Here is a 23,939-nt window from a genome sequence, read left to right on the forward strand (position 1 = left end):
ACATAAGCGCTTTCGTTTTTGTGAAATATTTCATATTCTTTTAAAAACAAAAAAGCCCAACCATTTCTGGTTGGACCGTTTGATGCTATAAAAATTCGGCAATGATCTCTTCGTCTTGATTTAAGAATTGATCACCTGCTTTGATTTCTGTTACCTTAACACCAGCAAGTGAACGTTCGATTAAAGCGTCGACATCGATCCGTTGTTCGTAAAAACGTGTTTTATCCAAATTAGGACGCGTCTTTGGTGCTGGTGGTGCAAAAATCGTACAACAATCTTCAAATGGCATGATTGATAAATCATACGTATCGATATCTTTAGCGATTTCGATGATTTCATTCTTATCCATCGTTGCTACCGGGCGGACAATTGGCGTTGTTGTAACGTCATTGATTGCCATCATGCTTTCAAGCGTTTGTGAAGCCACTTGGCCAACTGATTCGCCATTAAAGATGGCTAACCCTTGACGTTTAGCACGAATTTGATCCGTTAAACGTAGCATCATCCGTCGTTGAATCGTCATCAAGTAGCCTTCTGGTACAGAATGTTTCACTTCTTCTTGAATTTCAGTGAATGGGACCTCGATAAACTTAATTCCACCAACGTATGGCACCAATTTAGCCGTTAATTCTTTCGCTTTGTTTAGAGCATTATCACTTGTGTATGGTGGGCTAAAGAAATGCACCATTTCAATATCCACGCCCCGTTTAAGCGTTAAGTAGCCAGCAACTGGTGAATCAATCCCACCAGATAACATCAACATCCCTTTACCGGCTGAACCAACTGGTAAACCACCGGCACCTTGGATCACTTGATTTGTTAAATAAATCGCATCTTGGCGAATTTCAACGCGCAATGTGATATCAGGTTTTTTCATTTGAACTTCTAATTCTGGTAATTCGTCTGATAAGTAACCGCCCAATTCACGGTTCATATCATTGGTATCCAAGAAGAAGTTATGATCAGAACGACGTGTATTAACTTTGAAGGTCATACCGGGCTTACCGATTTCTTTCATCATCGCCAAAGCTGTTTCTTTAACAGAATCTAAATCGCGATTAACTTCAATACTTGGTGAAAAGTTTTGAATTCCGAAAACGTGGCGCAAACGTTCGATAACCCCTTCAGCATCGTCGCCATTTAAAATAATGTGCATCCGATCGCGTTTTGGATGAATTCTTAATTGCTTGTATTCGTGAAGTGCTTTTGTCACGTTACCGTTCAAACGACCGATAAAATCGTTACGGTTTTTACCCTTTGTTGAAAGCTCGCCGTAGCGAACCATAATTTCAGTGTATTGCATTAATATCTCCCTTAATGTTTAATTTTAAGAATTAATTTTCTTGAAACGGTGGTTAATTTGGTCAAAGGCTTTGATGAATTCATCCGCTTCAGCTAAAGTGTTATATTCGTCCAATGAAATCCGAATGGCACTTGTCGCAATCTTTTCGTTAACGTGCATCGCTTTTAACGTACTTGATTCCATGCCCTTCTTAGAAGAACAAGCACTCGTCGTTGAAATATAGATTTCGTGTTCTTCAAAAGCATGAACCGTCGTTTCACCCCGGACACCCTTGATTGCAAAACATAAGATATGCGGTGCAAAATCAGGTGTCAATTGTGAAAACATCACCGTTTTTTCAGCTTGGCTGACATGTTGGTAGATGCGTTCACGAATAGCTGCTTGTTTTTGAACCTTTTGTGCTTCATCAGTCAATAACAAACGAAGGGCCTTAGCCATAGCGGCAATTGCCGGAACGTTTTCGGTACCAGAACGCAAATCATGTTCTTGACCGCCACCTGTTAGTAGCGGCGCAAGATGACGATCTCGTTTTTTGTATAAAATTCCCGTGCCACGTGGGCCATGGAACTTATGCCCAGAGAGCGTTACAAAATCGACGCGATCGTTAAAGATTTCTTTTTGGATACCTTTACCGATCCCCTGAACCGCATCAACGTGGAAATGGATATTAGGATAATCTTTTAAGATTTCTGCCGCTGCCATTAATGGTTGGCACGTCCCAATTTCATTATTAACGGCCATGATTGACACCAAAATGGTATCGGAACGAATCGCCGCTTTTAGATCAGCCGGATTAATCCGACCAAACTTATCAACTGGTAAGTAGGTCACTTCAAAGCCTAACTTTTCAAGTTGCTGCATTGATTTGATGATGGCTGGATGTTCGACTGACGTTGTGATTAGATGCTTGCCAAAAGCACTCTTTTCAATCGCAGTCCCCTTTAATACCCAGTTGTCACCTTCAGTCCCGCCACTGGTGAAGTAGATTTCATCGGATTGAACGTTCAATAAATCGGCGATTTGCTGCCGTGATTGTTCTAGAAGATGAAATGCTTTTTCGCCGACAACGTGTAAACTTGAGGGATTACCGTAAAACTGTTCGCTGACTGCCTGGTAAGTTTGTAGCGCGCCGGGCGCTATCTTGGTAGTCGCACTATTATCAAAATAAATCATTATCGATCCTTCTTACTAAAAATTAGTATTTAAACTTTTTTAATTATAACAAATTCTTTTATAAAGACCAGTGTTCTATCTTACATTAAACACAAGAGTGGGCCAAAAGACAACACCTGATTAATATCAGCGCTATCTTTTAGCCCACTTTTTTAAAGATTATAATGCATCAGTTTGTTTTTGACTATAGTAGTTCTTTTCAACCTGCGTATAAGCCCCTGGATCGATTCGTTCTAAGGCTGTTGCTAAAATATCAACTGATTTAGGATAATCAAACTCACGGTTAAAGACCGCTTGCGCTTCTTCACAAGCCGTTTGAATTTCAGGGAAATCAATTCGGTAACGGTTAGCATATTGCAAGAGTTGTTCTGTAATCAACGCGCTATCGATCAAATTATTTGTTTTGACTTTCAACTTATCTAGATCATCTTGAATAAGTACCATTTGTTTGGCAATCTCGTCTAAATTAATCTTAATCTGACTTAAATCATGATCTAAGCGTTTAATTTCATCCGTTACGACAAAGAAGAAGTCAAGGTAACTATCCGCAAGACCTGGTAAGTGTAATTTTTCGACGGTTCGTTTTAAATTTCGCAATTCTAATTCGAATTGTTGTAAATTCTCGTTAGCAACTGCTTCACCTTGATGTAATCCAGAAACTTGTTCATGAATATCTCTTTGTTGTGTTTCAATCTCAGTAAGGCGCTCATCAATGGCCATTAAGTCATCCGCAATAACAGAATAAACGGCTTCATGATTGGCAATCTTACCTTGATGGCCTTCAAGCATCGCTTTTTGCTCATTAATTTGCTTCGTTAATTTTTTAGCAGTAACCAACTCATCATGCGTTAAGGCATAACTTTGGTTCAAATGATCAAGTTCTAATAGTAGTTCGCGATTTTGAGTTTGCGCGTGTGACACAATTGTCTCAGTCTTACCAATATGTTCCTCAACTGTTTGGCGTGCATTTAATTCAACCTCTAAACTCGCGTAGAGTTGATCAATATTTTGCGCAATTTCAACATTATTGGCTTCAACAGATTCAATATCAAGAGCTTCCATTAAATCTAAACTCTTATCAACGCGTTCTGTCACTTGTGTGAGCTGCACTTCCAATTGATTATCGCCAAAATTATAATGTTCACGCAACATGGCTTGATACGTTTCACTAATTTCGTCAATTTGTTCAGGGAACTCATTGGCTAACTCGCTATAACGCTTCGGAATACGTGCCATTTTATCTTCTAAATCATCAGTTTGTTCAATTAATTTTTGTAACATCATCTTGGCACCTAAGTAATCACCGGCACCCGTTAATTCATTAGCTTGGTTAAAATCTTCTTCTAATTGACCTAAAATGGCTTCTAATCCTTCTAGTCCTGGGCCAAATGAAAAGCTCTTCGTCAACAGACGTTTGCGCAGGCCTTGATACTTAACCCGCAGCGTTTCGATTTGTTCGCGCGTATCAGCTTCGTTTGCTAATAGTTGATCCAGCGCATCTTTGACATCAACCAAATCTTGATCCGTTTCCTGTAGGTAGGCACGTAGTTGTTTTAAAATCCGCGCTACTAATAGGAATTGATACTTACCATTGGCTGTTTCCGCATCAAATAAATAAGCTTCAATCGCTTCGAAATTATGATTGGTAATGTCATTATATTGTTTTTCCCAACGATCAAAGTTTTGTTGGCTTTCACCCGTTAAACGTAGTGAGCGCAACTTCGTCAACTTTTCGGGAATCGGCAACGCCATTAAAGCGCCCTTACGTTCTTCTAAACTCTTAATTTGTTTGGTGAAGTAACGCTGATAAAAAGCAACTCCTAAGTAGCCAATCAAAACGACGACTACGATTCCTATGAGAATGTAAAGCATTCAAAGACCCACCCTTTTGCGATTTAACTCAGATTTTTAAATAGTTAACCGATTTCTTTATTACAAACTAATCTTGATTATAGCATGAATAAGCCGTTGATACAGCAATATTTGCCGATAAATTGTATAAAAATTAAACCAAGCAACTATTAAAATAGCTTGCGTTGTCCAAATGAATAAGCTATACTAGCCATTGTGTAAAATAATGCAGCAGTAAACGGTAAAGCCGTCAACAGTTCATTTGCCCAGAGTTTTGGTTCAATTGTGTAACCTTGCGGCTGCAAAGGTGAAGATTGTTAATAAGTGAACTGAACGATTACTAAGTTTACATCGGATTATTTTACTCCAAAACAATTATTGGAGGATTTTTTTATGTCACGTTATACAGGTCCAAAGTGGAAACTTTCACGTCGTTTAGGAATTTCATTATCAGGTACAGGTAAAGAACTTGCCCGTCGCCCATACGCTCCTGGTCAACATGGTAACGACCGTCGCGGTAAGATTTCAGAATATGGTATGCAATTAAGCGAAAAGCAAAAACTACGTTTAATGTATGGTTTAACAGAACGCCAATTCCGGAACTTATTTGCTCGCGCTGGTAAGATTCGCGAAGGTAAACATGGTGTTAACTTGATGATCTTACTAGAACAACGTTTAGACAACATTGTTTATCGTTTAGGTTTAGCAAGCACTCGTGCACAAGCACGTCAATTAGTTAACCATGGTCACGTTACCGTTGATGGCAAACGTGTTGATATTCCTTCATACGAAGTAAAACCTGGTCAAGAAATTTCAATCCGTGAAAAATCTAAGAACCTTGTTATCATCAAAGACGCTATCGAAGGCACTGTTGGTCGTCCTTCATTCGTTGAATTTGACGCTGACAACTTAAAAGGTTCACTTGTTCGTTTACCAGAACGTTCAGAATTAGAACCAGAAATCGACGAAGCCTTAATCGTTGAATTCTACAACAGATAAGCTGTTATCTGTTAAACAAAAAGAGTCAGACTTCGGTCTGGCTCTTTTTTTGTCATCAAAAAAGGCGTTGCTAAAATTTAGCAGCGCCTTTTGGTTTATTTAGCATTTATTAATTCGTAAAGTGGCACCATCTTTAATAATGTGGCCTGGATATCGGCCATTAGTGCTTCAGGGTGGTCAAACAAAGGATTGTCCTTCAGATAGACCTTTCCGAGCAACCACTCCCCTTTTTTGGTCTTAGCAAACTTGTCTTGGATCAACTGTAAGTTATCCGGTGACATCGGAAATTTTTGTTTCGTCATGTGATCATAACTTAAATCACAATCAGTAAAATCACTTAAGAGTTTTTCTGATTGGCTCGCCAATAGTGGTGCATAATCCGTCTTGTCTGGCATTTCGGCCATTAGGGCAAACCAAACGAAAATTCGGTCATCCCAAAAGCCAACTTCAAAGTGCGGCATCATCTTGTAACCACGTGAACTCTCGCTAAGCGCCATCCAAGTATTCATTGGTGGATTTTTGAAGCGGCGTAAATGTTTGGCAATATGCAGCGTAAATTCGCGGTTAGTAGCTACAGCTAGTTCATTTTGTAATTGTGCCCCAAATACTTCAAATTTGGGATCAAGTTCCGTATAAATTTTATTTAAACGCCCCTTTAGAGTCGGGTCATCAAAAATTTCAAAATCAGCACGTGTAAACATCTTTTTCCTCCAACATGTTATACTTAGGTTTAGTTCTAATATAGCACAAATTAGAAATGAGGTGACCATTTTGTCAGAGAACGATCAATTGCAACAACATCTAGATAGTGCGATCCATGGCGCGCCCCAAACCAATCCTGATGAACGCCGTCGGTATTTAGGCTCTCTGCGCGAACGCGTCTTACTCAGCATCACCAATGCTGAATTAAGCCAACCTGCAATTCAAGCGACATTTGAAAGCCATCTACCCGATTTCAAGGCTTACCATATTCTCTTGAATGGTAAAAATGACGCGGCCACTAATTATCTCGCGGCAATTACCAAACACCAAGTTGAATTTACTTTGGTCAATAACGAAACTGCGCAAACTGCACCAGAAGCAATCGGCTTACTAGTCGTTGCCAAAGACGCGATTAATTGCGAAACTGTCGCAATTAGCGCTAAATATCCATCAGCAGCACCGACTCCGGAAAAGCCTAAAAAAGAAGGGCTTTTCGGTCGTCTATTCGATTAACCACACAAAAAAGCCGTTGGCAATGCCAACGGCTTTTTTGGTATTCTTTTTAAATTAATCCATTTCAGGGAACAACATCGTTAACATTTTAGTTGTCACACGGCGCTGTTGCCCCATCATTGGGAAAAGATGCATCAACATCGCTGGATTGTAGTTAGCTTCTAAGACAACCGCCATTTCAGGATGTTCAGGATCATACGGTTGATATAAATTAGGAATAATGATATCAACACCGGTAACGTTCAGATTAAGAATTTCCGCAACCTTTTCAGCAATTGCAAAATAGCTCTTATCGATATCATCCGTCACATCAACGGAATCCCCACCATTTGAAATATTGGAATTTTGTAATAAGAAGACCTGCGACCCACGCATTGGCACATCATCGACTTGGTAACCTTGTTGTTTCAAAATCAATTGTTCACGAGCCCCTAAGCGAATATTTTGGAGCGGTGTGCGGTGATCCTCACCACGTAACTCATTCCGATTTTTCTTAGCGACTAATTGCGTAATTGTTGAACGGCCATCGCCAACAACATTGGCAGGCACGCGTTCCAAGACGGCTTGCACCTGATGATCCATGACTAAGAAACGGTATTCTGAACCGGCGATATACTCTTCAACTAACACCTGTTGGTCGTATTGTTGCGCGAGTTTAAAGGCTGTAACAAAATCAGTTTCTGATGGCCGTGTTAAAAAGGTCGTAATACCGGCCCCCATGTTACTAGTCTTGGGCTTAATCACCAACGCCCGTTGCCCAAAGGCCGCTTGGTAGTCGCGCTTAGCAACTTCTAAATCCGCATATTCAGCACCGGCTGGCACGCGAATACCTTGGTTGGCCAAGACAATCTTGGTAACAACTTTGTTATCCACCAACGGCCAACTAATTAGACGGTCGAGACTGGTCATATTGCCATTTTTCACCAACTCATGATGTTGTTGGTAGGTCAATTCGACAAATTGATCACTGCGATCTAATACGGCAACGTGGAGCCCTTTTTGAAAGGCATCTAGCATTAACATTTGCGTTGATAATTCCATATCCGTATAGCCTTGTAATTGGAATGGTTTCTCGGTTAATTCGCGTTTAAATTGCCGTGCTTGCTGCATGGCAAAAGCGGTTAGAGAATCGTCTTGGACTTCTTGGGCTAGTCGATAACTCAATGTCTGTTTGAAATCATTAACTCGTTCATTCATAACTGTCCACGCATCAATAAATCGTTGATCCAATTGATAAGTCGTGATAAATTGACGGATATTAGTCATCAATATTTGCATATTAGCTTGTTGTGCCGATGCTTTCGTCGCATCTTCAAGCGCAATCGCCTCATTTAGTTGTTGCCCTTCCGCCATGCGAGCCGTTAAACTTTCAACAGCCTTAGGTAACGATAATAAGTACGTAAAGAACAGATGTAAGAAATCAAGTTGTTCTTGTGTCACACCACTTGCAGCGAATGGATTCAAATCAAAACCGCGGAATTCAAGATAATCAACACCGTCTTGGGCGAGATGGCCGTGACTACGTAACCGAACACTGCCGTAATATTCACGTTCTGAAATCAATTGTTTCTTACTAATTGCCTGTTCCAATGAATCGTGATACGCAGCAACCGATTCAAACGAGACTACCAAGTCATGATTGGCATAACCAAAGAGTTGACTTGAACGTAAACTGCGGACTGCATAATCTGGCAAGTTCGTCGTATCTGTTTGAAAAAGTGCTTCAGTAATCGGACTAGCACCAAATAAATAAGTTAATAAATACCGGTATTGGCTATAATTCTGTGCGATTTGTAAGTACAACATATCGCTAAAATCTTTCACCGTTGCAAATTGATCATGATAGACCTCATCGTATAAGCGCGCGATTAAGGCTGGGGCCAGGCTAAAATTAAAGTGAACGCCAGAAATCATCTGTAGCCGACGACCATACCGCTTGGCTAAGTAATCACGGTAAGCACGCGCATCTGGTGCGACGTCTGCAATTGGAATCGTCGTTTCATCGCTTGGTAATACAGGTGGCATACTGAGGGGCCAAATCAATTCATCGTCGGCTAGATTCATCTCAAGTACTTCTGATAAGGCACCTAGCTGTTGCATGATTTCGTCGGTATTATCGAAGGTATCGCTAACCAACTCCGTCTGCATTTCGGCAAAATCAGTTTTAATGTACGGATGAAAATCACGAGAACCCAAACTCGCTGGATGACTTAGCGGACTTAATTGTCCAACGGCTGTCACCCGGTGCCCTTCTTTTTCAATCCCGAAGGCCCCCCAATTTAAAAGTGGGGCTAAATGTAATTGTTGAATTTGTTCAAATAGTTGATTGGACATATCGAGGCCTCTTTTATTCAAAGTTGTATCCCCATTATACACATCCCCACCGTTTTTTAAAACGCTTGTTCGTCGTTAAATTTTTGACACGTGTTATACTAATGGTAAACATTATTTTAAAGGATGACAGCTATGCAACAACCACTCGCATATCGTATGCGCCCCACAAATATCGATGAAATTGTGGGTCAAACACACTTAGTGGGTCCGCAAAAAATCATTCGACGAATGGTTGATGCCAAATTACTCTCGTCAATGATTCTTTATGGCCCACCTGGCACCGGAAAAACCAGTATTGCCAGCGCCATTGCTGGTAGTACGCAATACGCCTTTCGGATGCTGAATGCCGCAACAGATAGTAAAAAGGATCTTCAAATTGTCGCTGAAGAAGCTAAAATGAGTGGCACTGTTATTTTATTACTCGATGAAATTCATCGGCTCGATAAAACAAAACAGGATTTCTTACTGCCCCATCTCGAAAGCGGTCGGATTGTTCTAATTGGCGCTACTACCGAAAATCCCTACATCACGATCAACCCCGCCATTCGGAGTCGGACCCAGATATTTGAAGTTCACCCACTTAATGAAGCCGATATTCACGTCGCCATCCAGCGGGCCTTAACCGACCCGCAAAAAGGCTTGGGCGATGAACCCGTTAACCTCGATGAAACGGCTGAAAAATACCTCGCACAAGTCACCAATGGTGATCTTCGAAGTGCCTTAAACGCGCTAGAATTAGCCGTCCGCTCGACACCTAAAAACCCAGAAACTGGTTTAATCGACATTGATATTGCTGTCATTGAGGAATGCGTTCAAAGAAAGGCCATTACCCATGATAAAGATGGCGATGCGCACTATGACGTCATCTCGGCTTTTCAAAAATCTGTTCGCGGTAGCGACGTTGACGCCGCTTTACATTATATGGGCCGCTTAATTGAAGCCGGTGATCTGCCTTCCATTAGTCGCCGTTTGATGACGATGGCTTATGAAGACGTTGGTTTAGCTAATCCGCAAGCCTGCGCTCGAACCGTTGAAGCAGTAACAGCCGCCAAGCAATTAGGTTTCCCCGAAGCACGGATTCCATTGGCAGTTGCCGTGATTGATCTCTGTCTCTCACCAAAATCAAACTCCGCTATCACAGCAATCGATAATGCGTTAGGCGACATTCGCGCCGGTAAGGCCGGTGAAGTGCCCGCGCATTTAAAAGACGCCCATTACGCCGGTGCTGCTAAGCTTGGTCATGGTGTAGACTACAAGTATCCACACAACTATCCCAATGATTGGGTCGCACAAGATTACCTCCCGACAAAACTTTTAGGGAGTCATTACTACGAAGCCAAAGCAACTGGTAAATACGAGCAAGTTTTAAAACAACAACTTGAACGGCTGAGACAAGCAAGCCGCCACAAGTGAACGGTTACAAAAAAGTTGCACCAATCCCATAAGCGTGCTACTATAATAGTAGGATTTCTAAGGTATGCGCGTCTTCCCACCTTATGTTGACCGATCAAGTAATTCGTTAATGGGATGGACGAGTTGTTAGCAAGTGTATACTTTTTCATGAAGGAACCAAGTCTAACAATAGTCTGACCCACCTGCATATTAAAGCGGGCTCAACTATCGGGAAGCTTCTACGGTACCACTAGATTTCCCAAAGTCCAATGACTTTGACAGGGCTAACGTTTGCGTTGGCCCTTTTTTGTTGACAATTTTTAGGAGGTTTTCTTTTGATTTCTTTTGTCCTTATTTTATTTTTGGTAGTCATCGCTCTATTAGGCGGTGTACTTTGTTACTACCAAAATAAATCATTTTTACTTTTCAACCTCGCTGAGAATCGTCGCTTAGGTCGTCGCGTGCTAGTTGCCGGTTGGTTACTCTTATTAATTGCTGTGTTGGGCCTCGTTATTTTTATAACACTGCCCCTCACATGGAATCTAATCACCGTAATTGCCGCTAGTTTAGTCACTGGATTTGTTGCATTATCTTTTGCTGGTAGTCTTTAAGTTTTACTTTTGTTCTTGAATTAGCGTACAATAAGCTTGTAAATCTAAATGAGGTGATGACTATGTTACAACAATATAAACATATTTTGGTCGCAATTGATGGTTCTTATGAAGCTGAACTTGCTTTTAGAAAAGCAGTTGAAGTAGCCCTTAGAAACAACGGTCAATTACATTTGATTCACGTTATCGATACACGCGCTTTCCAAAACATTTCAAGTTTCGATTCAGCAATGGTCGAACAAGTAACTGAAACAGCTAAGAAAACAATGGACGAATATATCGTTACTGCCAATGACCTCGGCTTAACCGACGTTGATTACAGTATCGAATATGGGGCACCTAAGAGTCTTATCGCTCGCGAAGTCCCTGAGAAAAAAGACATCGATCTCATCATGATTGGTGCGACAGGTCTAAATGCGGTTGAACGATTATTAATCGGTTCAGTAACGGAATACGTTACTCGGACAGCTGTTTGCGACGTTTTAGTGGTTAGAACAGATCTCGACAATAAACATGCACTCAATAAGAAGAAAAGTAGTATTGGCCAAGATATTTAATGGCACTAAAAAAAGCTGAGGATTTAAATCCTCAGCTTTTTTTATGCTAATTTTTGAATTTGTGCGTTGGCTTGCGTCAAAATTAAAGGATGCTTTCTAATTTGCGCAAGTGTTTGGGCAACGTGAAAATGTTGCAATGCTTTTTGGTCGTTTTCGCGTTGAACTTCAATTTGGCCTAAAACGAAGTAGAGATAATCCAATAGATACAAACTATGTTTATCGAGTGCATCTTGGATAGCTTCTTTGACATAACGTCGTGCTGTCGGATAAGCGCCTAATGCACAGAAAATTTCAGCAATGGTGCCGTAAATGCGCAAATGATTCGGAAAATCAATCATCATTAAGCCCGGTTCACTATCCATAATTCGGATTGCTTTATCGACTTGCTTTTGCGCGCGGTCTAATTGACCCTTCTTCACATTGGCCAAACTCATACCAATAATACATAAAACACCATACGTATCCGTTCGTGACGTCACATATTGTTCATAAGCCCGGTGGAAGAAAAAGAGTGCATCATCCGGACTATCTTGTAATAATAAGCTAATCTGCCCCTGATAATAGTAGTAACGTTTAAAATCTTCAGGTTCGGCTAACTCATTACTATGAATCTGTTGAATAATGTGATGCGCCTGTTCAAACTCATCATCATTCGCTAAATCTTGTAGTTTACGCATTAAAACGTGTAATTGATCTTCTTCTTGGACGATAATTTTATCGACCGAGACTTCCAAGCGTTGACAAAGCTGCATTAAGATTTTCGTACTCGGCACCTGATTACGACGTTCGACGAGACTAACCGTCGCTTGCGTACAAATACCATGCGCTAAATCAGCTTGCGTGAATCCTTTTGACTTACGGATTCGTTTAAAGTTTTCCCCTAATATCTTCATCATCTTCAAATTCCCCAGTGACATTCTTATTTAATCCCGTTGACACTTAATACCTGCCTACCATTATATACGATAAACAGGTATTAATATACGTTATTTAGCCAATTAACTAAAAAATAATCTCGGGTTCAAGATTATACTTTTATGATAATTGTGCCAGAATAGCCGGTACCTCGGTTAAAGATTCAACACGGTAGTCAGCCTCTTCTTGGTTAATTTTAAATTGACTGTCAAGCGGTTTTAAAGCAATGACGGTTAATCCCGCCGCCTTACCAGCCTTAATGCCAAACTCAGAATCTTCGATGGCCACTGCTTCATCACTTTTTAACCCCAATTGTGCAATTGCAGTTGTATAAACATCCGGTGCCGGTTTATTGTGAGCCGTCTCCGCACCACTGACAATTGTTTCAAAATAAGGCGTTAGTTTAGTTTCAGCAAGCATTTGATTAATAATTTGACGTTCACCAGCTGAGGCCAACCCGATTTGATATTTCGGTGCAATCTCGGCTAACAGCGTCTGCGCATCCTGATTTAAAATTTTATCAAAGCGAATCGGATGTTTACGCTTATAAGAGCGATAGCCCTCTTTAATCATCGCATAGTCATTCATAGTTCTACCCGGATAAACCTGTTTTAAAACGGCATTCATGTTAGAGCCAATTTGGCGTCGACTTTCTTCAACGGTTAACTTTGCCCCAATTGCATTTAAAAATGTTAAGCGTTGTTCAAAATAATATGGTTCACTGTTGACTAAGATCCCATCAACATCAAAAATTACACCTTTTACTGTCATCCTTGTTTCAATCCTCACTAATAGTCTTAAAATAAATCAGAAATTTTACGTAAATAATCCGCAATTTTTTCTGGTAATTCTGGCTGTACCAGCAATGATTGTAAAAATCGATTCCGGTTATACCAACGATTCCAAAACGCCACGTTTTCTTCCGGCGCAATGGTTAACATCGCTTGTTGCCATTCTTGCAGCACGATTAAAAAGTAATCGATGTATAACCGATTCTTCTTCATTAAATTGATAATCACGTTGGTTAAATGACTGTCTTCACCATACGCTAATGCATTATCAGAGAAGCGATAAGCTTGCATCACAACCACTAGCATTAATAATTTATCCGCCCGTTGTAATTCGGTCGTTTCGTTTAGTTCAGACCAGACGTTAATAATATGCGTCATTGCGTGCGCCCAGCCCTTGTTTTCAACATACCCTCTTGAATCCAATTCAATGACCGTATACGCCATAATGCGCATTTCAATCGCCACTAACTCGGCTTCTGTTAATACATGATAGAACGTCCGGTTAGCGTATAAAACACCAGCCAGAAACATCGCGCTAAATGAGCGCAAGAAAACACCATCGTTTTCAGGTTCAAAAATATGGGCGAATAAATAGTCATCGCTTAACAAACGATCTTTAACCCATAATAATTGTTCTTTCGTTAAAACGGTTTGGCGTAATAACCGATTAAAGAGATAAAAGACACCCTTATCTCTCACACGTGCATCTGGACTAGCCATATGCCGTAATAAATCATCCAACGCTTCATCCGATATCTGCGCTGCTTTACCATCGGTTTTGATTTGTTGGTCAATTGCAGCAATTCGTGCCAAAGCGGCATCCGCATCATCCGGAATTGCAATGTGCGTGCGCCGTGTTTTGTATTGAACACCGTCCATGACGGCTAATACTTTTTCTGGTACAGATTGATAAATTTCACCATTCATTAGTGCTGTTCTAATTTCTGTAAGTTGCTGAATAACATTTTGAACTTGTTTCAATTAATCGTCACCCTACTTTCTACAGACAACTGCTCATAGCTCCTTATTATAGAGTATTCTACCCCAGACATAAACCGTTAAGATTAATAAAACGCTTTCTGAAACTAATAATCCTAATCGCCAAAAAAATATTACTAAATTAAATATTAATCCCGCCATTTAGATATGCTATAAATAGCGCCATAACGGGTTTTAACAATTAAATTGCCAACAATCTATAAATTAGTTAACAAAAAAAGGCTTACAAAACACTTTACTTATCTTTTGTAAGTGTGATATAGTAATACCTGTTATCAATAAACTAACTTCTAAAGGGGCATTTTAAATATGACAAACTTATTCGATTTACAACAACAACGCCGTTCAATCTACGCTTTAGGTCAAAACATCGACTTAACTGAAGCTGAAGTTTCAGAATTAATCTTCAAGACAATCAAAGAAACACCAAGTGCTTTCAACGGCCAAGGTTCACGTGCAGTTATTTTATTCGGTGAAGCCAACAATACTTTGTGGAATGATATTACAGCAAGTGCCTTAAAACCATTAACACCCGCTGAATACTTCCCTAATACACAAGCTAAACTAGCATCATTTGCTGGTGGTGTCGGCACAATTCTGTTCTTCGAAGATCAAGATATTATCAAGGGCTTCCAAGAAAACGTGCCATTATATGCTGAAAACTTCCCAGTTTGGGCAGAACAATCAAATGGTATGGCACAATACGCAACATGAATGGCACTTGCTGAACAAAATATCGGTGCTAACTTGCAACATTACAATCCAGTCATTGATGAAGCAGTTGCTGCTAAATGGAATATCCCATCAAACTGGAAACTTCGTGCTCAAATGCCATTTGGCTCAATCGAAAATCCAGCAGATGCTAAGGAATACGCAACTGTTGAAGACCGTTTCACAACATACAATAAATAATCGCTTTTAATTAAGGCGTTTCAAAAAATAACCAGCCATTGATTTTTCAATCGACTGGTTATTTTTTTACGCAATTAGAACAAAAAACACCTCATCGATTATCCGATGAGGTGTTTATCTGTTATTCATTAAGGAGAATGAGAGATTCGAACTCTCGCGTGGGCAGAACCCACCTGACGGTTTTCAAGACCGTTCCCTTCAGCCAGACTTGGGTAATTCTCCATATCAATATCTTACAACGTTTATTATAATACCAAGTCTGACAATTAATGTCAACTCAAATTTACTAAGTTATTTAATTTTTTTCAATCCGGCTTAAAACCCCCTATTTACAGGACGCTATCAACACGTTATCATGAAATGGTGCATTTGAAATCAAGCGCCTAAGCCCCGCTTGGACTGGTTCGGAAACTTCCCAGAATAAAAAACTAAGGATCTCAAGGAGGTTAGAAATAAATGCAAACTCGCAAAATTATTATTGATTGCGATCCAGGCATCGATGACACTCTCGCGTTGAATTTGGCCATTCAATCGCCTGAAGTAGAAGTCGTTGCTTTAACGATTGTTTGCGGCAACGTCCCCGTCGAAATTGGCGTCGACAATGCCTTTAAATGTCTAGAACGACTCGGTCGACTAGACATCCCGGTCTACGCTGGTGCGGCCCAGCCGCTCAAGAAGACCTTTGTTAGTGCTCAAGATACACATGGTATGGATGGTTTGGGCGATAGTCATATTCCCCGCCAAACGACTACCAAGGCCGCTGAGCAATCGGCAGCCGATTTTTTAGCGACGACTTTTAAGGCACCTTGTGATATTAGTATTATCGCACTCGGGCCACTGACCAACATTGCGACCGCGCTAACATTAAATCCCCAATTGGGGGCCAATTGTGCGCGGTTCGTTTCGATGGGTGGCACCTATAAAAGTCATGGTAATTGCTCCCCAGTGGCGGAATTTAATTATTGGAGTGATCCGGAGGCTGCTTTGGCGGTCTATGAACACCTCAATCAGAAAATCGAAATGATTGGCTTAGATGTCACTCGTGAGATTGTCTTCACGCCCACCTTGTTAGCTTATTGTCAGCGGATCAATCCTGAAGTTGGTGACTATTTAGCCGCTATTACGCAGTTTTATTTTGATTTCCACTGGCAATATGAACACATCATCGGCTGTGTCATTAATGATCCGCTCGCAGTCGCCTATTTCATCGACCCGACACTTTGTCAGGGCTTTGAAAGCTACACCACTGTCGAAATAACCGGCATCAGTATTGACCAAACACTGGTGGACCGCTTCGACTTTTGGCACCGTCCTATTAATAGCCTCATTTTAACTGAGGTAGATACAAATCGTTTCTTTGAACAGTTTTTGACCGTCGTTTTAAATGCACAGGCTTCAATCATTAAAACGGACTTAAAAAAACTCAGATAGGAACAACCTTTAATGAAAAAATTTAAAACGCGCCATCTAACAATTATCACCTTAGCAATCGCCTTAAATTACGTTGGCAGTAACATTGCGCTCGTCTTACGGTTCCCAATTTACCTCGACAGTATTGGGACAATCCTTGCCGGTGCGTTACTGGGACCCTTAGCTGGCGCATTAACGGCGACTGCCAGTAGCGTTCTTAGTGGTATTACGACTGACTTATTCGCGCTATACTATTTACCAGATGGCCTTTTAACCGGCTTACTAGCAGGTTGTTTTTTATACCAACATCAACGTAGTAAACGCGAAATTCCGTTAGTTGCCATTGGCGTTGCTTTGCCCGGCACTGTCGTTAGTTCACTGATTACTTATTTCCTATTCCACGGTATTACGTCTTCAGGTTCCAGCATGATTGTTCAACTACTCAGTGGCCTCGGCCTCAATCAATTCGCGAGCATCACGCTTGTCCAAGCTGGAACTGATTACTTGGACCGCTTGTTGGCAATTGTGATTGTGACCCAAGTTTGTTACCACCTCAAAAAACAAATCGCCACACTCTAGAAACTAAAAACAAGGCCCCTAAAAGGGACCTTGTTTTTTATGCTTGCATTAATAACTGAACAAAACGTTCTAAGTATTCTTGATCAACTGCATCATAAGCGCCGACTTCGCGGCTATCGAGATCTAAAACGCCGATCAATTGCGCGTCTTTCATCATTGGTACGACGATTTCAGAGCGAGCTGTTGAGTCGCAGGCGATGTAATTTTGATGTTTCGTCACATCCGTTACAATCACAGTCGCTTGTTCAGCAGCAGCTTCACCGCAGACGCCTTTGCCCATTGTAATATGCATACATGAGACATTGCCTTGAAAAGGTCCTAAAACTAACTCATTATCTTGATACAAATAATAACCGGCAAAAACCGTTTCTGGTAACGTTTGGTTCAACAAGGCCGAAGAATTAGCCAAATTAGCAATTAAATTTGTCTCGCCTTCTAATAATGCTGCTTGTTGCTTGAGTAACATTTCGTAAGCCGCTACCTTTTCATCACGCGATTTAAACATCTCCATCACTCCTCTTTTCAAATTATTATAGAGGAAAGCAGAATCTTACGCAATTCCGGTGAATTTTTTAATTATTCTTGATTATGCTCATCATCAAATTTCGTATCTTTCATTGATAACGCCGCTGCCTTAGTTGGATATAAATGTTGACTAGGCCACATACCAGCCCCACCAGCAATCGTTAAAACAGGCATGGTTTCCCCATCGATATTACGGCTCTTAACACCGTAATAACTACCATCCCCGGCACTTTGATACCAACCACGAACATTGAGCCAGTGACGGCCTTCGACATCAAACTCTTTAATAACACCCCAATTATCCATTTTATTTTTATCTATTTGATTTGGATCACCTTTACCACTCAATAGTTCGCGCTCTTGACTTGTTCGTTCACTATCTTGATGTAATTCAGTCGTTTCGCCATTCAGTGTCAGCTTATTTCCAGCTATTTCAAGCGTATCAATCTGCTCTGGCTGCTTACTATACTCACTATAACCATACCAAGTCCCAACTAATTCTGACGGCACTTGATAGTTGGCAGTTGATGATGGCGTTTTGGTTGTATTAGCCGTTGTTGCCGAGCCACCACCGACAATTTGTGTAAAGTTTTGCTTCAAATCTGTATTGGCTGTTTCTTTGAAGTGCACAAGACCATCTGGCATGCCTTGATTTTGTTCTGTAATCAAGACCACCGGTTGGCCGTCATGAATCGTAAATAGATATAGATGAGCCGACATATCGTGCGCAGCCGCACTGTCTGAATAAATCCCCACGACATTGTAATCGCTGCTGCCAGTCCCGTCTGCTGACCAATCAGCTGTCACGTGTTGATCATCAACAGCTAGTTTGTCTTCTTTAAAGTAACTTGGATAGTTAAGCCCAAAGAAATGAGTTTCATTACCGGGTTGATAGTCCGCGTATTGTTGATTCATTGATTGACTAAAATTAGCCATATAGCTCTTCAAAGCTTGTGACTTGGCTGACGACCAGACTGCCTTATCTGAAGACGACGTTTGTGTTACTTGTTTGCGACTAACCTTTTTAGCTGAGCTAGTTGTTGTTTTCTTCGCCTTTTTTGACGTTTTAACTTGTTGACTCGTACTGCTGCTTTTGGCTGTTGACTTAGGTCCTTCAACCTTTTGACTGCACCCTGCTAATAATAAGAGCGCCGCTGCACCAAATAATACCCCTTGCTTTTTCATATAATATCCCCCACTGTACTTGAATATGATAACGGTTTTATTATAGCATATTATGCAAATCTTGCTTTTTTTGACCACAAAAAAAGTCGCCGAATAAGGCGACTTTCTTCATGATTAACGGAACTGCTGAATGCGTTGTGGCAATCGTGCAATCACTGCCACAATCAGCCCACTTTTTAATATTTCAATTGGGACATAAGGTGCAAAACCAGTTAAGAAACTAGCTTGCCAGCCTAAATGAAGTGCTATTCTCAACCACAACGTGCCAATTAATAACTGACAGAGGCTAGCGAGTAAATTAACACTAAACATCACGCGCCGTGAACGACCAAAATAATGCAAGCCATAATGCACGATGCCAATATAGATGATAAAGCCAAATAAATAACCACCTGTCGGTCCGACGATAACACTCGCCCCACCCGCAAAATTAGCGAAGACTGGTAATCCAACTAATCCTAGTAATAGATAAGCCGCAATTACCGCACTACTCAACTGTAATGGTAAGACGGTTGCAATCAGTCCAACAGCTAGTGTTTGAAGTGTAATCGGAACAATCCAAATCGGAATACTAATCTGGGCACAAACAATTAATAAGGCTAGACATACGCCGATATAGCTTAACCGGCGCGCAACTGATACTGACATCGCAATTCCTCCTGCTCATTAATCTGCAAACCGGACTCGTTGTCCAATTCGCACGATTTGTTGATTACTTAAAATTAATGTACCATCTGGCTTGAGTGCACTAACACTTAGACCTTTAACCGGTTGTCCGGCAATCGATTGAAGCTTACGACCAACCAAAGGCGTCCAGCGCTGATAACGTCGTGTTAGTTCAAGGGCTGGTAATTGTAAGAGTGTATATAATCGATTGAGATACTGGGCACTAAATTGGTTAATCGTGACTTGCTGTGCCACTACTAGCGCCCGCAAGTTACCAATATGTTCAGTTTCAATCGTTGAGGCAAAGTTAAGCCCGACCCCTACCACGACACCACTTAAGCGACCGGTAACGTCCAGATAACCCTCTGTTAGAATACCTGCTAATTTTTGCCGCCGATTATAGACGTCATTGACCCATTTAAGCTGAACTTCATAATGCAACAAGGCTTGAATTGTTTCGGCAAGTGCAACGCCCGCTGCAGCTGTTTGTTGAAAGGCATTAAAACACGCAGGATCTCGAACGGGCATCAAAAGACTTAAATAAAGACCACCAATCGGCGATACAAATTGGTGGTCTCTTTGGCCGCGGCCCTGTGTTTGTTGTTGCGCTACCACAACTGACCATTGCTGATCACGCATTGGCTGTTGCAACAAATAAGCGTTGGTTGATGGTAGGACTTGCTGAACTGAGAGGGTGAGCAAATCGCGTAGTTCCGGGGAAAGTACCCGCTGTATCTGCGCCGCCTCGATTGTCATTAAGTCTATTGTAAATGAACGCCTTTGTCAACGTAGATAATGTCACCAGTCACACCGGTTGCCATATCACTGAGTAAGAACCCAGCGACATTCCCAACTTCTTCAATCGTGACTGATTGACCATCAACAGTTCGTTTTTCTGATTCTTCTAATAATGAACGGAAATCTTTAACCCCGGTCACTGCGAGTGTCTTGATGGCCCCTGCAGAAATGGCATTAACGCGAATTTGATCAGCGCCTAAATCTCGTGCTAAATAGCGAACACTAGCTTCTAATGATGCTTTGGCGATACCCATCACGTTGTAGTTAGGAACAGCGCGTTCTGAACCAAAGTAAGTCATTGTCACAATGCTACCATTTGGTTTTAAGAGGTCACGACCATATTTAGCGACGGCGATTAATGAATACGCACTGATTTCTTGGGCTAATAAGTAACCTGAACGAGATGTTTCATAAACCTTACCCTCTAACTCTTCACGGTTGGCATAGGCGATCGCATGAACAATCCCATCAATTTGACCCACTTTAGCTTTAATTTCAGCAAAAGTTTGTTCAATTGCGGCATCATCGCTGACATCACATTCAACCAATAAGCTTGTTTCGGGGACAAATTTTGACAAACTATGTTTAATTCGGTCGTTTTGGTAGGTATAAATAACCTCCCCACCAGCTTGTGTAATTGCTTGTGCACATCCCCACGCGATACTTCTTTGATTAGCAACGCCCATCACTAGGATTTTCTTTCCATTTAACACGTTTCTGACACTCCTTTTTTTCGTTAAAATTGCCTAAATCTGGCTTGTCGAGTGGCCAATAAAGTCTCGACAGGTAATTGTTGTAATTGATTTAATTGTTCGGTTAAGACGGTGGTTATATTTTGACAGAAAAGGTGTTCATCTGGTTCTTCTTGAATAATCCCTTCAATCACACCGGCATCTTGTAAAGATTGGGGTGTTAATTGCATGATTGCCGCCGCTTCATCAGCGCGCTGGCTATCTTTCCATAAAATTGAAGCAAACCCTTCTGGCGATAAAATGGAATACATACTCTCAGTGGTCATCCAAACTTGATCGCCACAGGCTAGTGCCAAGGCACCACCTGAGCCCCCTTCACCGAAGATTACGCTAATCATCGGTGTTTTCAGAGTACTGATTTCATATAAATTATTGGCAATCGCCATTCCCTGACCGGTCGCTTCAGCGTGCGCCCCGGGATAAGCTCCCGCGGTATTCACCAAAGTGATAATCGGACGTTTGAATTTCTCTGCTTCCTTCATTAACCGTAACGCTTTGCGATAACCGGCGGGTTCAGGACAACCAAAGTGACACGCCATACGTTCTTCAAGTGTTGTCCCTTTATTAGTTGCAATCACCGTCACCGGTTGATTATTAAATAACGCGATACCACCAATAATGGCTGGATCTTCGCCGCCGACTCGGTCGCCTTTGAGAATCATTAAATCATCAAAAAGGTTGGCCAATAATGCCGGTGTCGTTATTTTTTGACTACTACGGGCGCCGGCGACAATCTTAGCGGCTGTCTTTTTTTGACGATTAATAATGAGCCCCTCTTTCATGTAACTTCAACAATTGATGAAGTACCTTTTTTTGATCCTGACGTGCTATGATTTGATCAATAAACCCATTTTTTAAGACGGTTTCGGCATCTTGTAAATCCGGTGCGATCTGTTCGTGCATCGTCTGTTCAATCACACGCCGGCCCGCAAAGCCAATCACCGCTTTGGGTTCGGCTAAAATAATATCGGCTTCCGTTGCAAAACTAGCTGTTACCCCACCGGTTGTCGGATCGGTTAATAAGCTAATGTACAACAGCCCTTGTTCGGCATGCTGTTTAACAGCCGCTGAGGTTTTAGCCATCTGCATCAAAGAAAAAATCCCTTCTTGCATCCGAGCACCACCAGAAGCCGCAATTAAAATCACGGGTAAGCCTTTTTCAGTTGCCAGTTCAAAGAGCCGTGTAATTTTTTCACCAGTCGCACTGCCCATGCTTCCCATAATAAAATAAGGGTCCATGATACCTAATGCGAATTTTTGTTGTTTAATAGTTGCCACACCGGTCAAAATACTATCTTCTAGTCCGGTAATTTGCTGTGCTTTTCGCAATTTCTGCGGATATTTGGGAAAATGGAGCGGATTAGGCGTTTGCGCTAGATCGCCGGCTGGTTCAAAACTATCCACCAACCAATCTAGGCGAACCTTAGCCCGCGTCCGAAATCCATATTGACAGACCGGACAAGTCCGGTAATAACCAAGGTCCTTATGATAAATCGATTGCTGACACTTAGGACAGGCAACCCATAAACCGTCTGGCACCTTTTGTCGTGCTTCTTGATTATATTTAAGATGGGCTTTACCGATATTACGAACGGCATTGAATAATTGCATGGTGCCCCTCCTTTTAATCTGTTGCTAATGACGTTAAATAATCCGTCGTCGCTTGGCTACTTAAAAAGACCGGATCTTCTAATAACGTTTGTTGGAACTGTGCATTCGTTTTAATCCCTGAAACAATCAACTCATTGAGCACCCGATGCATTTTAGCAATCGCAATTTCGCGCGTTGCGCCCCAAGTAATTAACTTGCCAATCATCGCATCGTAAAACGGTGAAATCGCGTAACCACTGAATAAATGTGTGTCGATACGCACACCTAAGTTACCAGTTGGTAAGTATAAATAGTTCACCGTACCAGCCGAGGGGGCAAAGTTATTGTCCGGATCTTCAGCATTTAAACGACATTCAAGCGCAAAGCCACGCGTTTCAACGGCGGCTTGATCAAATGATAATGGTGCCCCTGCGGCCACCAAGATTTGTTCCCGGACAAGATCGACACCCGTCACCATTTCGGTTACCGGATGTTCAACTTGAATTCGGGTATTCATTTCTAGGAAATAGAACTGATGGTCCTGATCCATTAAAAATTCAACAGTCCCAGTATTTTCATAATTAATTTGTTCAGCCGCTTTGAGTGCAATTGCGCCCAATTCAGCCCGTTCAACCGGCGTTAATAAAGCCGATGGCGTTTCTTCAATCACCTTTTGTTTAAAGCGTTGCATTGAACAATCCCGTTCTGGGAAGTAGACAGCATTGCCGAAGCGATCTCTGAAAATTTGAACTTCGATATGTTTAACGTCCAGCATGATTTTTTCTAGGTACAACTGATCATTGCCGAAAGCACTGGCCGCTTCTAATTGTGCTTGCGCATAACTGTCAGCGAGTTGGCTTTCATCGTCAACCAAGCGAATCCCTTTGCCACCGCCACCAGCGACGGCTTTAATCATTACGGGATAACCAACTTTAGCGGCGACGATTTTAGCGTCCGCAAGACTTTTTAATGGGCCATCACTCCCAGGAATCAACGGCACGGCGGCCGCCTTCATACTGGTTTTGGCCTGACTTTTATCCCCCATCTGCGCAATTACTTGGCTAGAAGGCCCGATAAACGTCACGCCACAGGCTTCACACATTTCAGCAAATTGACTGTTTTCAGATAAAAAACCATACCCTGGATGAATCGCGTCGCAACCAGTCCCAATCGCTGCGGATAAAACGTTTTGCATATTTAAATAGGATTCTTGTGGTCGATTACCGCCGATGCAGACCGCTTCGTCCGCTAATTGAACGTGCAAACTACTTTTATCGGCTTTGGAATAAACCGATACAGAGGGAATGCCCATTTCTTTTAACGTCCGAATGATGTGCAACGCGATTTCGCCCCGATTAGCGACTAATACTTTCTTAAACATC

23 protein-coding genes, 1 tRNA gene, 1 pseudogene and 1 riboswitch are annotated in these 23,939 nt (G+C 41.6%); of the genes and pseudogenes, 8 read left to right on the forward strand and 17 right to left on the reverse strand.

What is annotated here, in order from left to right:
* Positions 1–85: 85 nt before the first annotated feature.
* The 3 genes from thiI to ezrA form a co-directional block, all read right to left on the reverse strand.
* Positions 86–1,303, reverse strand: a complete 1,218-nt coding sequence (gene thiI, locus LEUCM_RS07940; RefSeq protein ID WP_056936404.1) for a tRNA uracil 4-sulfurtransferase ThiI — start codon at positions 1,301–1,303, stop codon at positions 86–88.
* 24 nt (positions 1,304–1,327) lie between these two features.
* On the reverse strand, positions 1,328–2,476 hold the full coding sequence (locus tag LEUCM_RS07945) for a cysteine desulfurase family protein (RefSeq protein WP_016265021.1): 1,149 nt from the start codon (positions 2,474–2,476) through the stop codon (positions 1,328–1,330).
* Between the two features lie 159 nt (positions 2,477–2,635).
* Positions 2,636–4,348, reverse strand: a complete 1,713-nt coding sequence (gene ezrA / locus LEUCM_RS07950) for a septation ring formation regulator EzrA (RefSeq protein ID WP_016265020.1) — start codon at positions 4,346–4,348, stop codon at positions 2,636–2,638.
* Between the two features lie 372 nt (positions 4,349–4,720).
* On the opposite strand from ezrA, the gene rpsD reads away from it, so the two are divergent.
* A complete protein-coding gene (gene rpsD / locus LEUCM_RS07955; protein WP_011374547.1) occupies positions 4,721–5,326 on the forward strand; it encodes a 30S ribosomal protein S4 in 606 nt (201 codons plus the stop codon).
* A gap of 95 nt (positions 5,327–5,421) precedes the next feature.
* Here rpsD and LEUCM_RS07960 read toward each other — a convergent pair whose 3' ends face one another.
* On the reverse strand, positions 5,422–6,027 hold the full coding sequence (locus LEUCM_RS07960) for a DUF1054 domain-containing protein (protein ID WP_025015817.1): 606 nt from the start codon (positions 6,025–6,027) through the stop codon (positions 5,422–5,424).
* A gap of 70 nt (positions 6,028–6,097) precedes the next feature.
* Here LEUCM_RS07960 and LEUCM_RS07965 point away from each other — a divergent pair, with 70 nt between their 5' ends.
* Entirely contained in the window at positions 6,098–6,541 is a 444-nt protein-coding gene (locus LEUCM_RS07965) for a YueI family protein (RefSeq protein WP_016265018.1), read from the forward strand.
* Between the two features lie 54 nt (positions 6,542–6,595).
* Here the strand turns inward: LEUCM_RS07965 and gshAB are convergent, their stop codons facing one another.
* A complete protein-coding gene (gshAB, locus tag LEUCM_RS07970; RefSeq protein ID WP_025015818.1) occupies positions 6,596–8,875 on the reverse strand; it encodes a bifunctional glutamate--cysteine ligase GshA/glutathione synthetase GshB in 2,280 nt (759 codons plus the stop codon).
* Positions 8,876–9,007: 132 nt separating this feature from the next.
* Between gshAB and LEUCM_RS07975 the strand changes: the two genes are divergently transcribed.
* The 3 genes from LEUCM_RS07975 to LEUCM_RS07985 all read left to right on the forward strand — a co-directional run bounded on the left by LEUCM_RS07975 (position 9,008) and on the right by LEUCM_RS07985 (position 11,435).
* On the forward strand, positions 9,008–10,288 hold the full coding sequence (locus LEUCM_RS07975) for a replication-associated recombination protein A (protein WP_011374543.1): 1,281 nt from the start codon (positions 9,008–9,010) through the stop codon (positions 10,286–10,288).
* Positions 10,289–10,602: 314 nt separating this feature from the next.
* Positions 10,603–10,878 carry a hypothetical protein gene (locus LEUCM_RS07980; protein WP_016265016.1) on the forward strand — a complete coding sequence of 92 codons (276 nt, stop codon included), beginning with the start codon at positions 10,603–10,605 and terminating at the stop codon, positions 10,876–10,878.
* Between the two features lie 62 nt (positions 10,879–10,940).
* Complete coding sequence (locus tag LEUCM_RS07985; RefSeq protein ID WP_011374541.1) at positions 10,941–11,435, forward strand: universal stress protein; 495 nt, start codon at positions 10,941–10,943, stop codon at positions 11,433–11,435.
* A gap of 41 nt (positions 11,436–11,476) precedes the next feature.
* Here LEUCM_RS07985 and LEUCM_RS07990 read toward each other — a convergent pair whose 3' ends face one another.
* From LEUCM_RS07990 to LEUCM_RS08000, 3 genes are all read right to left on the reverse strand, one after another.
* On the reverse strand, positions 11,477–12,331 hold the full coding sequence (locus LEUCM_RS07990) for a helix-turn-helix domain-containing protein (protein ID WP_025015819.1): 855 nt from the start codon (positions 12,329–12,331) through the stop codon (positions 11,477–11,479).
* A 139-nt stretch (positions 12,332–12,470) separates the two neighbouring features.
* Positions 12,471–13,121 (reverse strand): HAD family hydrolase, encoded by a 651-nt coding sequence (locus tag LEUCM_RS07995; protein WP_016265014.1) that lies wholly within the window; start codon positions 13,119–13,121, stop codon positions 12,471–12,473.
* Positions 13,122–13,147: 26 nt separating this feature from the next.
* The gene (locus tag LEUCM_RS08000; RefSeq protein ID WP_016265013.1) at positions 13,148–14,122 is read right to left on the reverse strand and encodes a DUF2785 domain-containing protein; all 975 of its coding nucleotides are present in this window, start codon (positions 14,120–14,122) and stop codon (positions 13,148–13,150) included.
* Positions 14,123–14,449: 327 nt separating this feature from the next.
* Here LEUCM_RS08000 and LEUCM_RS08005 point away from each other — a divergent pair.
* Positions 14,450–15,052: pseudogene (locus LEUCM_RS08005) on the forward strand (nitroreductase family protein).
* Between the two features lie 131 nt (positions 15,053–15,183).
* Here the strand turns inward: LEUCM_RS08005 and LEUCM_RS08010 are convergent.
* Positions 15,184–15,274: transfer RNA gene (locus tag LEUCM_RS08010), tRNA-Ser, on the reverse strand.
* A 171-nt stretch (positions 15,275–15,445) separates the two neighbouring features.
* A riboswitch (PreQ1 riboswitch) is annotated at positions 15,446–15,490 on the forward strand.
* A gap of 18 nt (positions 15,491–15,508) precedes the next feature.
* Between LEUCM_RS08010 and LEUCM_RS08015 the strand changes: the two genes are divergently transcribed.
* Together LEUCM_RS08015 and LEUCM_RS08020 are read left to right on the forward strand one after the other, a co-directional pair.
* Entirely contained in the window at positions 15,509–16,483 is a 975-nt protein-coding gene (locus LEUCM_RS08015; RefSeq protein WP_025015820.1) for a nucleoside hydrolase, read from the forward strand.
* Between the two features lie 12 nt (positions 16,484–16,495).
* Positions 16,496–17,041, forward strand: coding sequence for an ECF transporter S component (locus tag LEUCM_RS08020; protein ID WP_025015821.1), 546 nt, complete (start codon positions 16,496–16,498; stop codon positions 17,039–17,041).
* A gap of 37 nt (positions 17,042–17,078) precedes the next feature.
* Here LEUCM_RS08020 and msrC read toward each other — a convergent pair whose 3' ends face one another.
* The 8 genes from msrC to accC all read right to left on the reverse strand — a co-directional run bounded on the left by msrC (position 17,079) and on the right by accC (position 23,938).
* Positions 17,079–17,546 (reverse strand): free L-methionine (R)-S-oxide reductase MsrC, encoded by a 468-nt coding sequence (gene msrC / locus LEUCM_RS08025; RefSeq protein ID WP_016265009.1) that lies wholly within the window; start codon positions 17,544–17,546, stop codon positions 17,079–17,081.
* A 71-nt stretch (positions 17,547–17,617) separates the two neighbouring features.
* Positions 17,618–18,751, reverse strand: a complete 1,134-nt coding sequence (locus tag LEUCM_RS08030; RefSeq protein ID WP_016265008.1) for a DUF4767 domain-containing protein — start codon at positions 18,749–18,751, stop codon at positions 17,618–17,620.
* A 114-nt stretch (positions 18,752–18,865) separates the two neighbouring features.
* Positions 18,866–19,399, reverse strand: coding sequence for a biotin transporter BioY (locus tag LEUCM_RS08035; RefSeq protein WP_011374531.1), 534 nt, complete (start codon positions 19,397–19,399; stop codon positions 18,866–18,868).
* 18 nt (positions 19,400–19,417) lie between these two features.
* The gene (locus tag LEUCM_RS08040; RefSeq protein WP_082267647.1) at positions 19,418–20,173 is read right to left on the reverse strand and encodes a biotin--[acetyl-CoA-carboxylase] ligase; all 756 of its coding nucleotides are present in this window, start codon (positions 20,171–20,173) and stop codon (positions 19,418–19,420) included.
* Between the two features lie 5 nt (positions 20,174–20,178).
* A complete protein-coding gene (gene fabI / locus LEUCM_RS08045; protein WP_016265006.1) occupies positions 20,179–20,928 on the reverse strand; it encodes an enoyl-ACP reductase FabI in 750 nt (249 codons plus the stop codon).
* 23 nt (positions 20,929–20,951) lie between these two features.
* Entirely contained in the window at positions 20,952–21,749 is a 798-nt protein-coding gene (gene accA, locus LEUCM_RS08050; protein WP_016265005.1) for an acetyl-CoA carboxylase carboxyltransferase subunit alpha, read from the reverse strand.
* Positions 21,727–22,578 carry an acetyl-CoA carboxylase carboxyltransferase subunit beta gene (locus tag LEUCM_RS08055; RefSeq protein ID WP_016265004.1) on the reverse strand — a complete coding sequence of 284 codons (852 nt, stop codon included), beginning with the start codon at positions 22,576–22,578 and terminating at the stop codon, positions 21,727–21,729. Before LEUCM_RS08055 ends, accA begins: the two co-directional genes overlap by 23 nt.
* A 13-nt stretch (positions 22,579–22,591) precedes the next feature.
* Positions 22,592–23,938, reverse strand: a complete 1,347-nt coding sequence (accC, locus tag LEUCM_RS08060; RefSeq protein ID WP_016265003.1) for an acetyl-CoA carboxylase biotin carboxylase subunit — start codon at positions 23,936–23,938, stop codon at positions 22,592–22,594.
* Position 23,939: the final 1 nt, after the last annotated feature.

The organism is Latilactobacillus sakei subsp. sakei DSM 20017 = JCM 1157 (assembly GCF_002370355.1).
In the GTDB taxonomy this organism is placed as follows: Bacteria; Bacillota; Bacilli; order Lactobacillales; family Lactobacillaceae; genus Latilactobacillus; species Latilactobacillus sakei.

Bases quoted from the DNA above. Each gene is read 5' to 3' on its own strand.
- thiI (WP_056936404.1), bottom strand. From the start codon at position 1,303: ATGCAATACACTGAAATTATGGTTCGCTACGGCGAGCTTTCAACAAAG.
- LEUCM_RS07945 (WP_016265021.1), bottom strand. From the start codon at position 2,476: ATGATTTATTTTGATAATAGTGCGACTACCAAGATAGCGCCCGGCGCG.
- ezrA (WP_016265020.1), bottom strand. From the start codon at position 4,348: ATGCTTTACATTCTCATAGGAATCGTAGTCGTCGTTTTGATTGGCTAC.
- rpsD (WP_011374547.1), top strand. From the start codon at position 4,721: ATGTCACGTTATACAGGTCCAAAGTGGAAACTTTCACGTCGTTTAGGA.
- LEUCM_RS07960 (WP_025015817.1), bottom strand. From the start codon at position 6,027: ATGTTTACACGTGCTGATTTTGAAATTTTTGATGACCCGACTCTAAAG.
- gshAB (WP_025015818.1), bottom strand. From the start codon at position 8,875: ATGTCCAATCAACTATTTGAACAAATTCAACAATTACATTTAGCCCCA.
- LEUCM_RS07975 (WP_011374543.1), top strand. From the start codon at position 9,008: ATGCAACAACCACTCGCATATCGTATGCGCCCCACAAATATCGATGAA.
- LEUCM_RS07985 (WP_011374541.1), top strand. From the start codon at position 10,941: ATGTTACAACAATATAAACATATTTTGGTCGCAATTGATGGTTCTTAT.
- LEUCM_RS07990 (WP_025015819.1), bottom strand. From the start codon at position 12,331: ATGATGAAGATATTAGGGGAAAACTTTAAACGAATCCGTAAGTCAAAA.
- LEUCM_RS07995 (WP_016265014.1), bottom strand. From the start codon at position 13,121: ATGACAGTAAAAGGTGTAATTTTTGATGTTGATGGGATCTTAGTCAAC.
- LEUCM_RS08015 (WP_025015820.1), top strand. From the start codon at position 15,509: ATGCAAACTCGCAAAATTATTATTGATTGCGATCCAGGCATCGATGAC.
- LEUCM_RS08020 (WP_025015821.1), top strand. From the start codon at position 16,496: ATGAAAAAATTTAAAACGCGCCATCTAACAATTATCACCTTAGCAATC.
- msrC (WP_016265009.1), bottom strand. From the start codon at position 17,546: ATGTTTAAATCGCGTGATGAAAAGGTAGCGGCTTACGAAATGTTACTC.
- LEUCM_RS08030 (WP_016265008.1), bottom strand. From the start codon at position 18,751: ATGAAAAAGCAAGGGGTATTATTTGGTGCAGCGGCGCTCTTATTATTA.
- LEUCM_RS08035 (WP_011374531.1), bottom strand. From the start codon at position 19,399: ATGTCAGTATCAGTTGCGCGCCGGTTAAGCTATATCGGCGTATGTCTA.
- LEUCM_RS08040 (WP_082267647.1), bottom strand. From the start codon at position 20,173: ATGACAATCGAGGCGGCGCAGATACAGCGGGTACTTTCCCCGGAACTA.
- accA (WP_016265005.1), bottom strand. From the start codon at position 21,749: ATGAAAGAGGGGCTCATTATTAATCGTCAAAAAAAGACAGCCGCTAAG.
- LEUCM_RS08055 (WP_016265004.1), bottom strand. From the start codon at position 22,578: ATGCAATTATTCAATGCCGTTCGTAATATCGGTAAAGCCCATCTTAAA.
- accC (WP_016265003.1), bottom strand. From the start codon at position 23,938: ATGTTTAAGAAAGTATTAGTCGCTAATCGGGGCGAAATCGCGTTGCAC.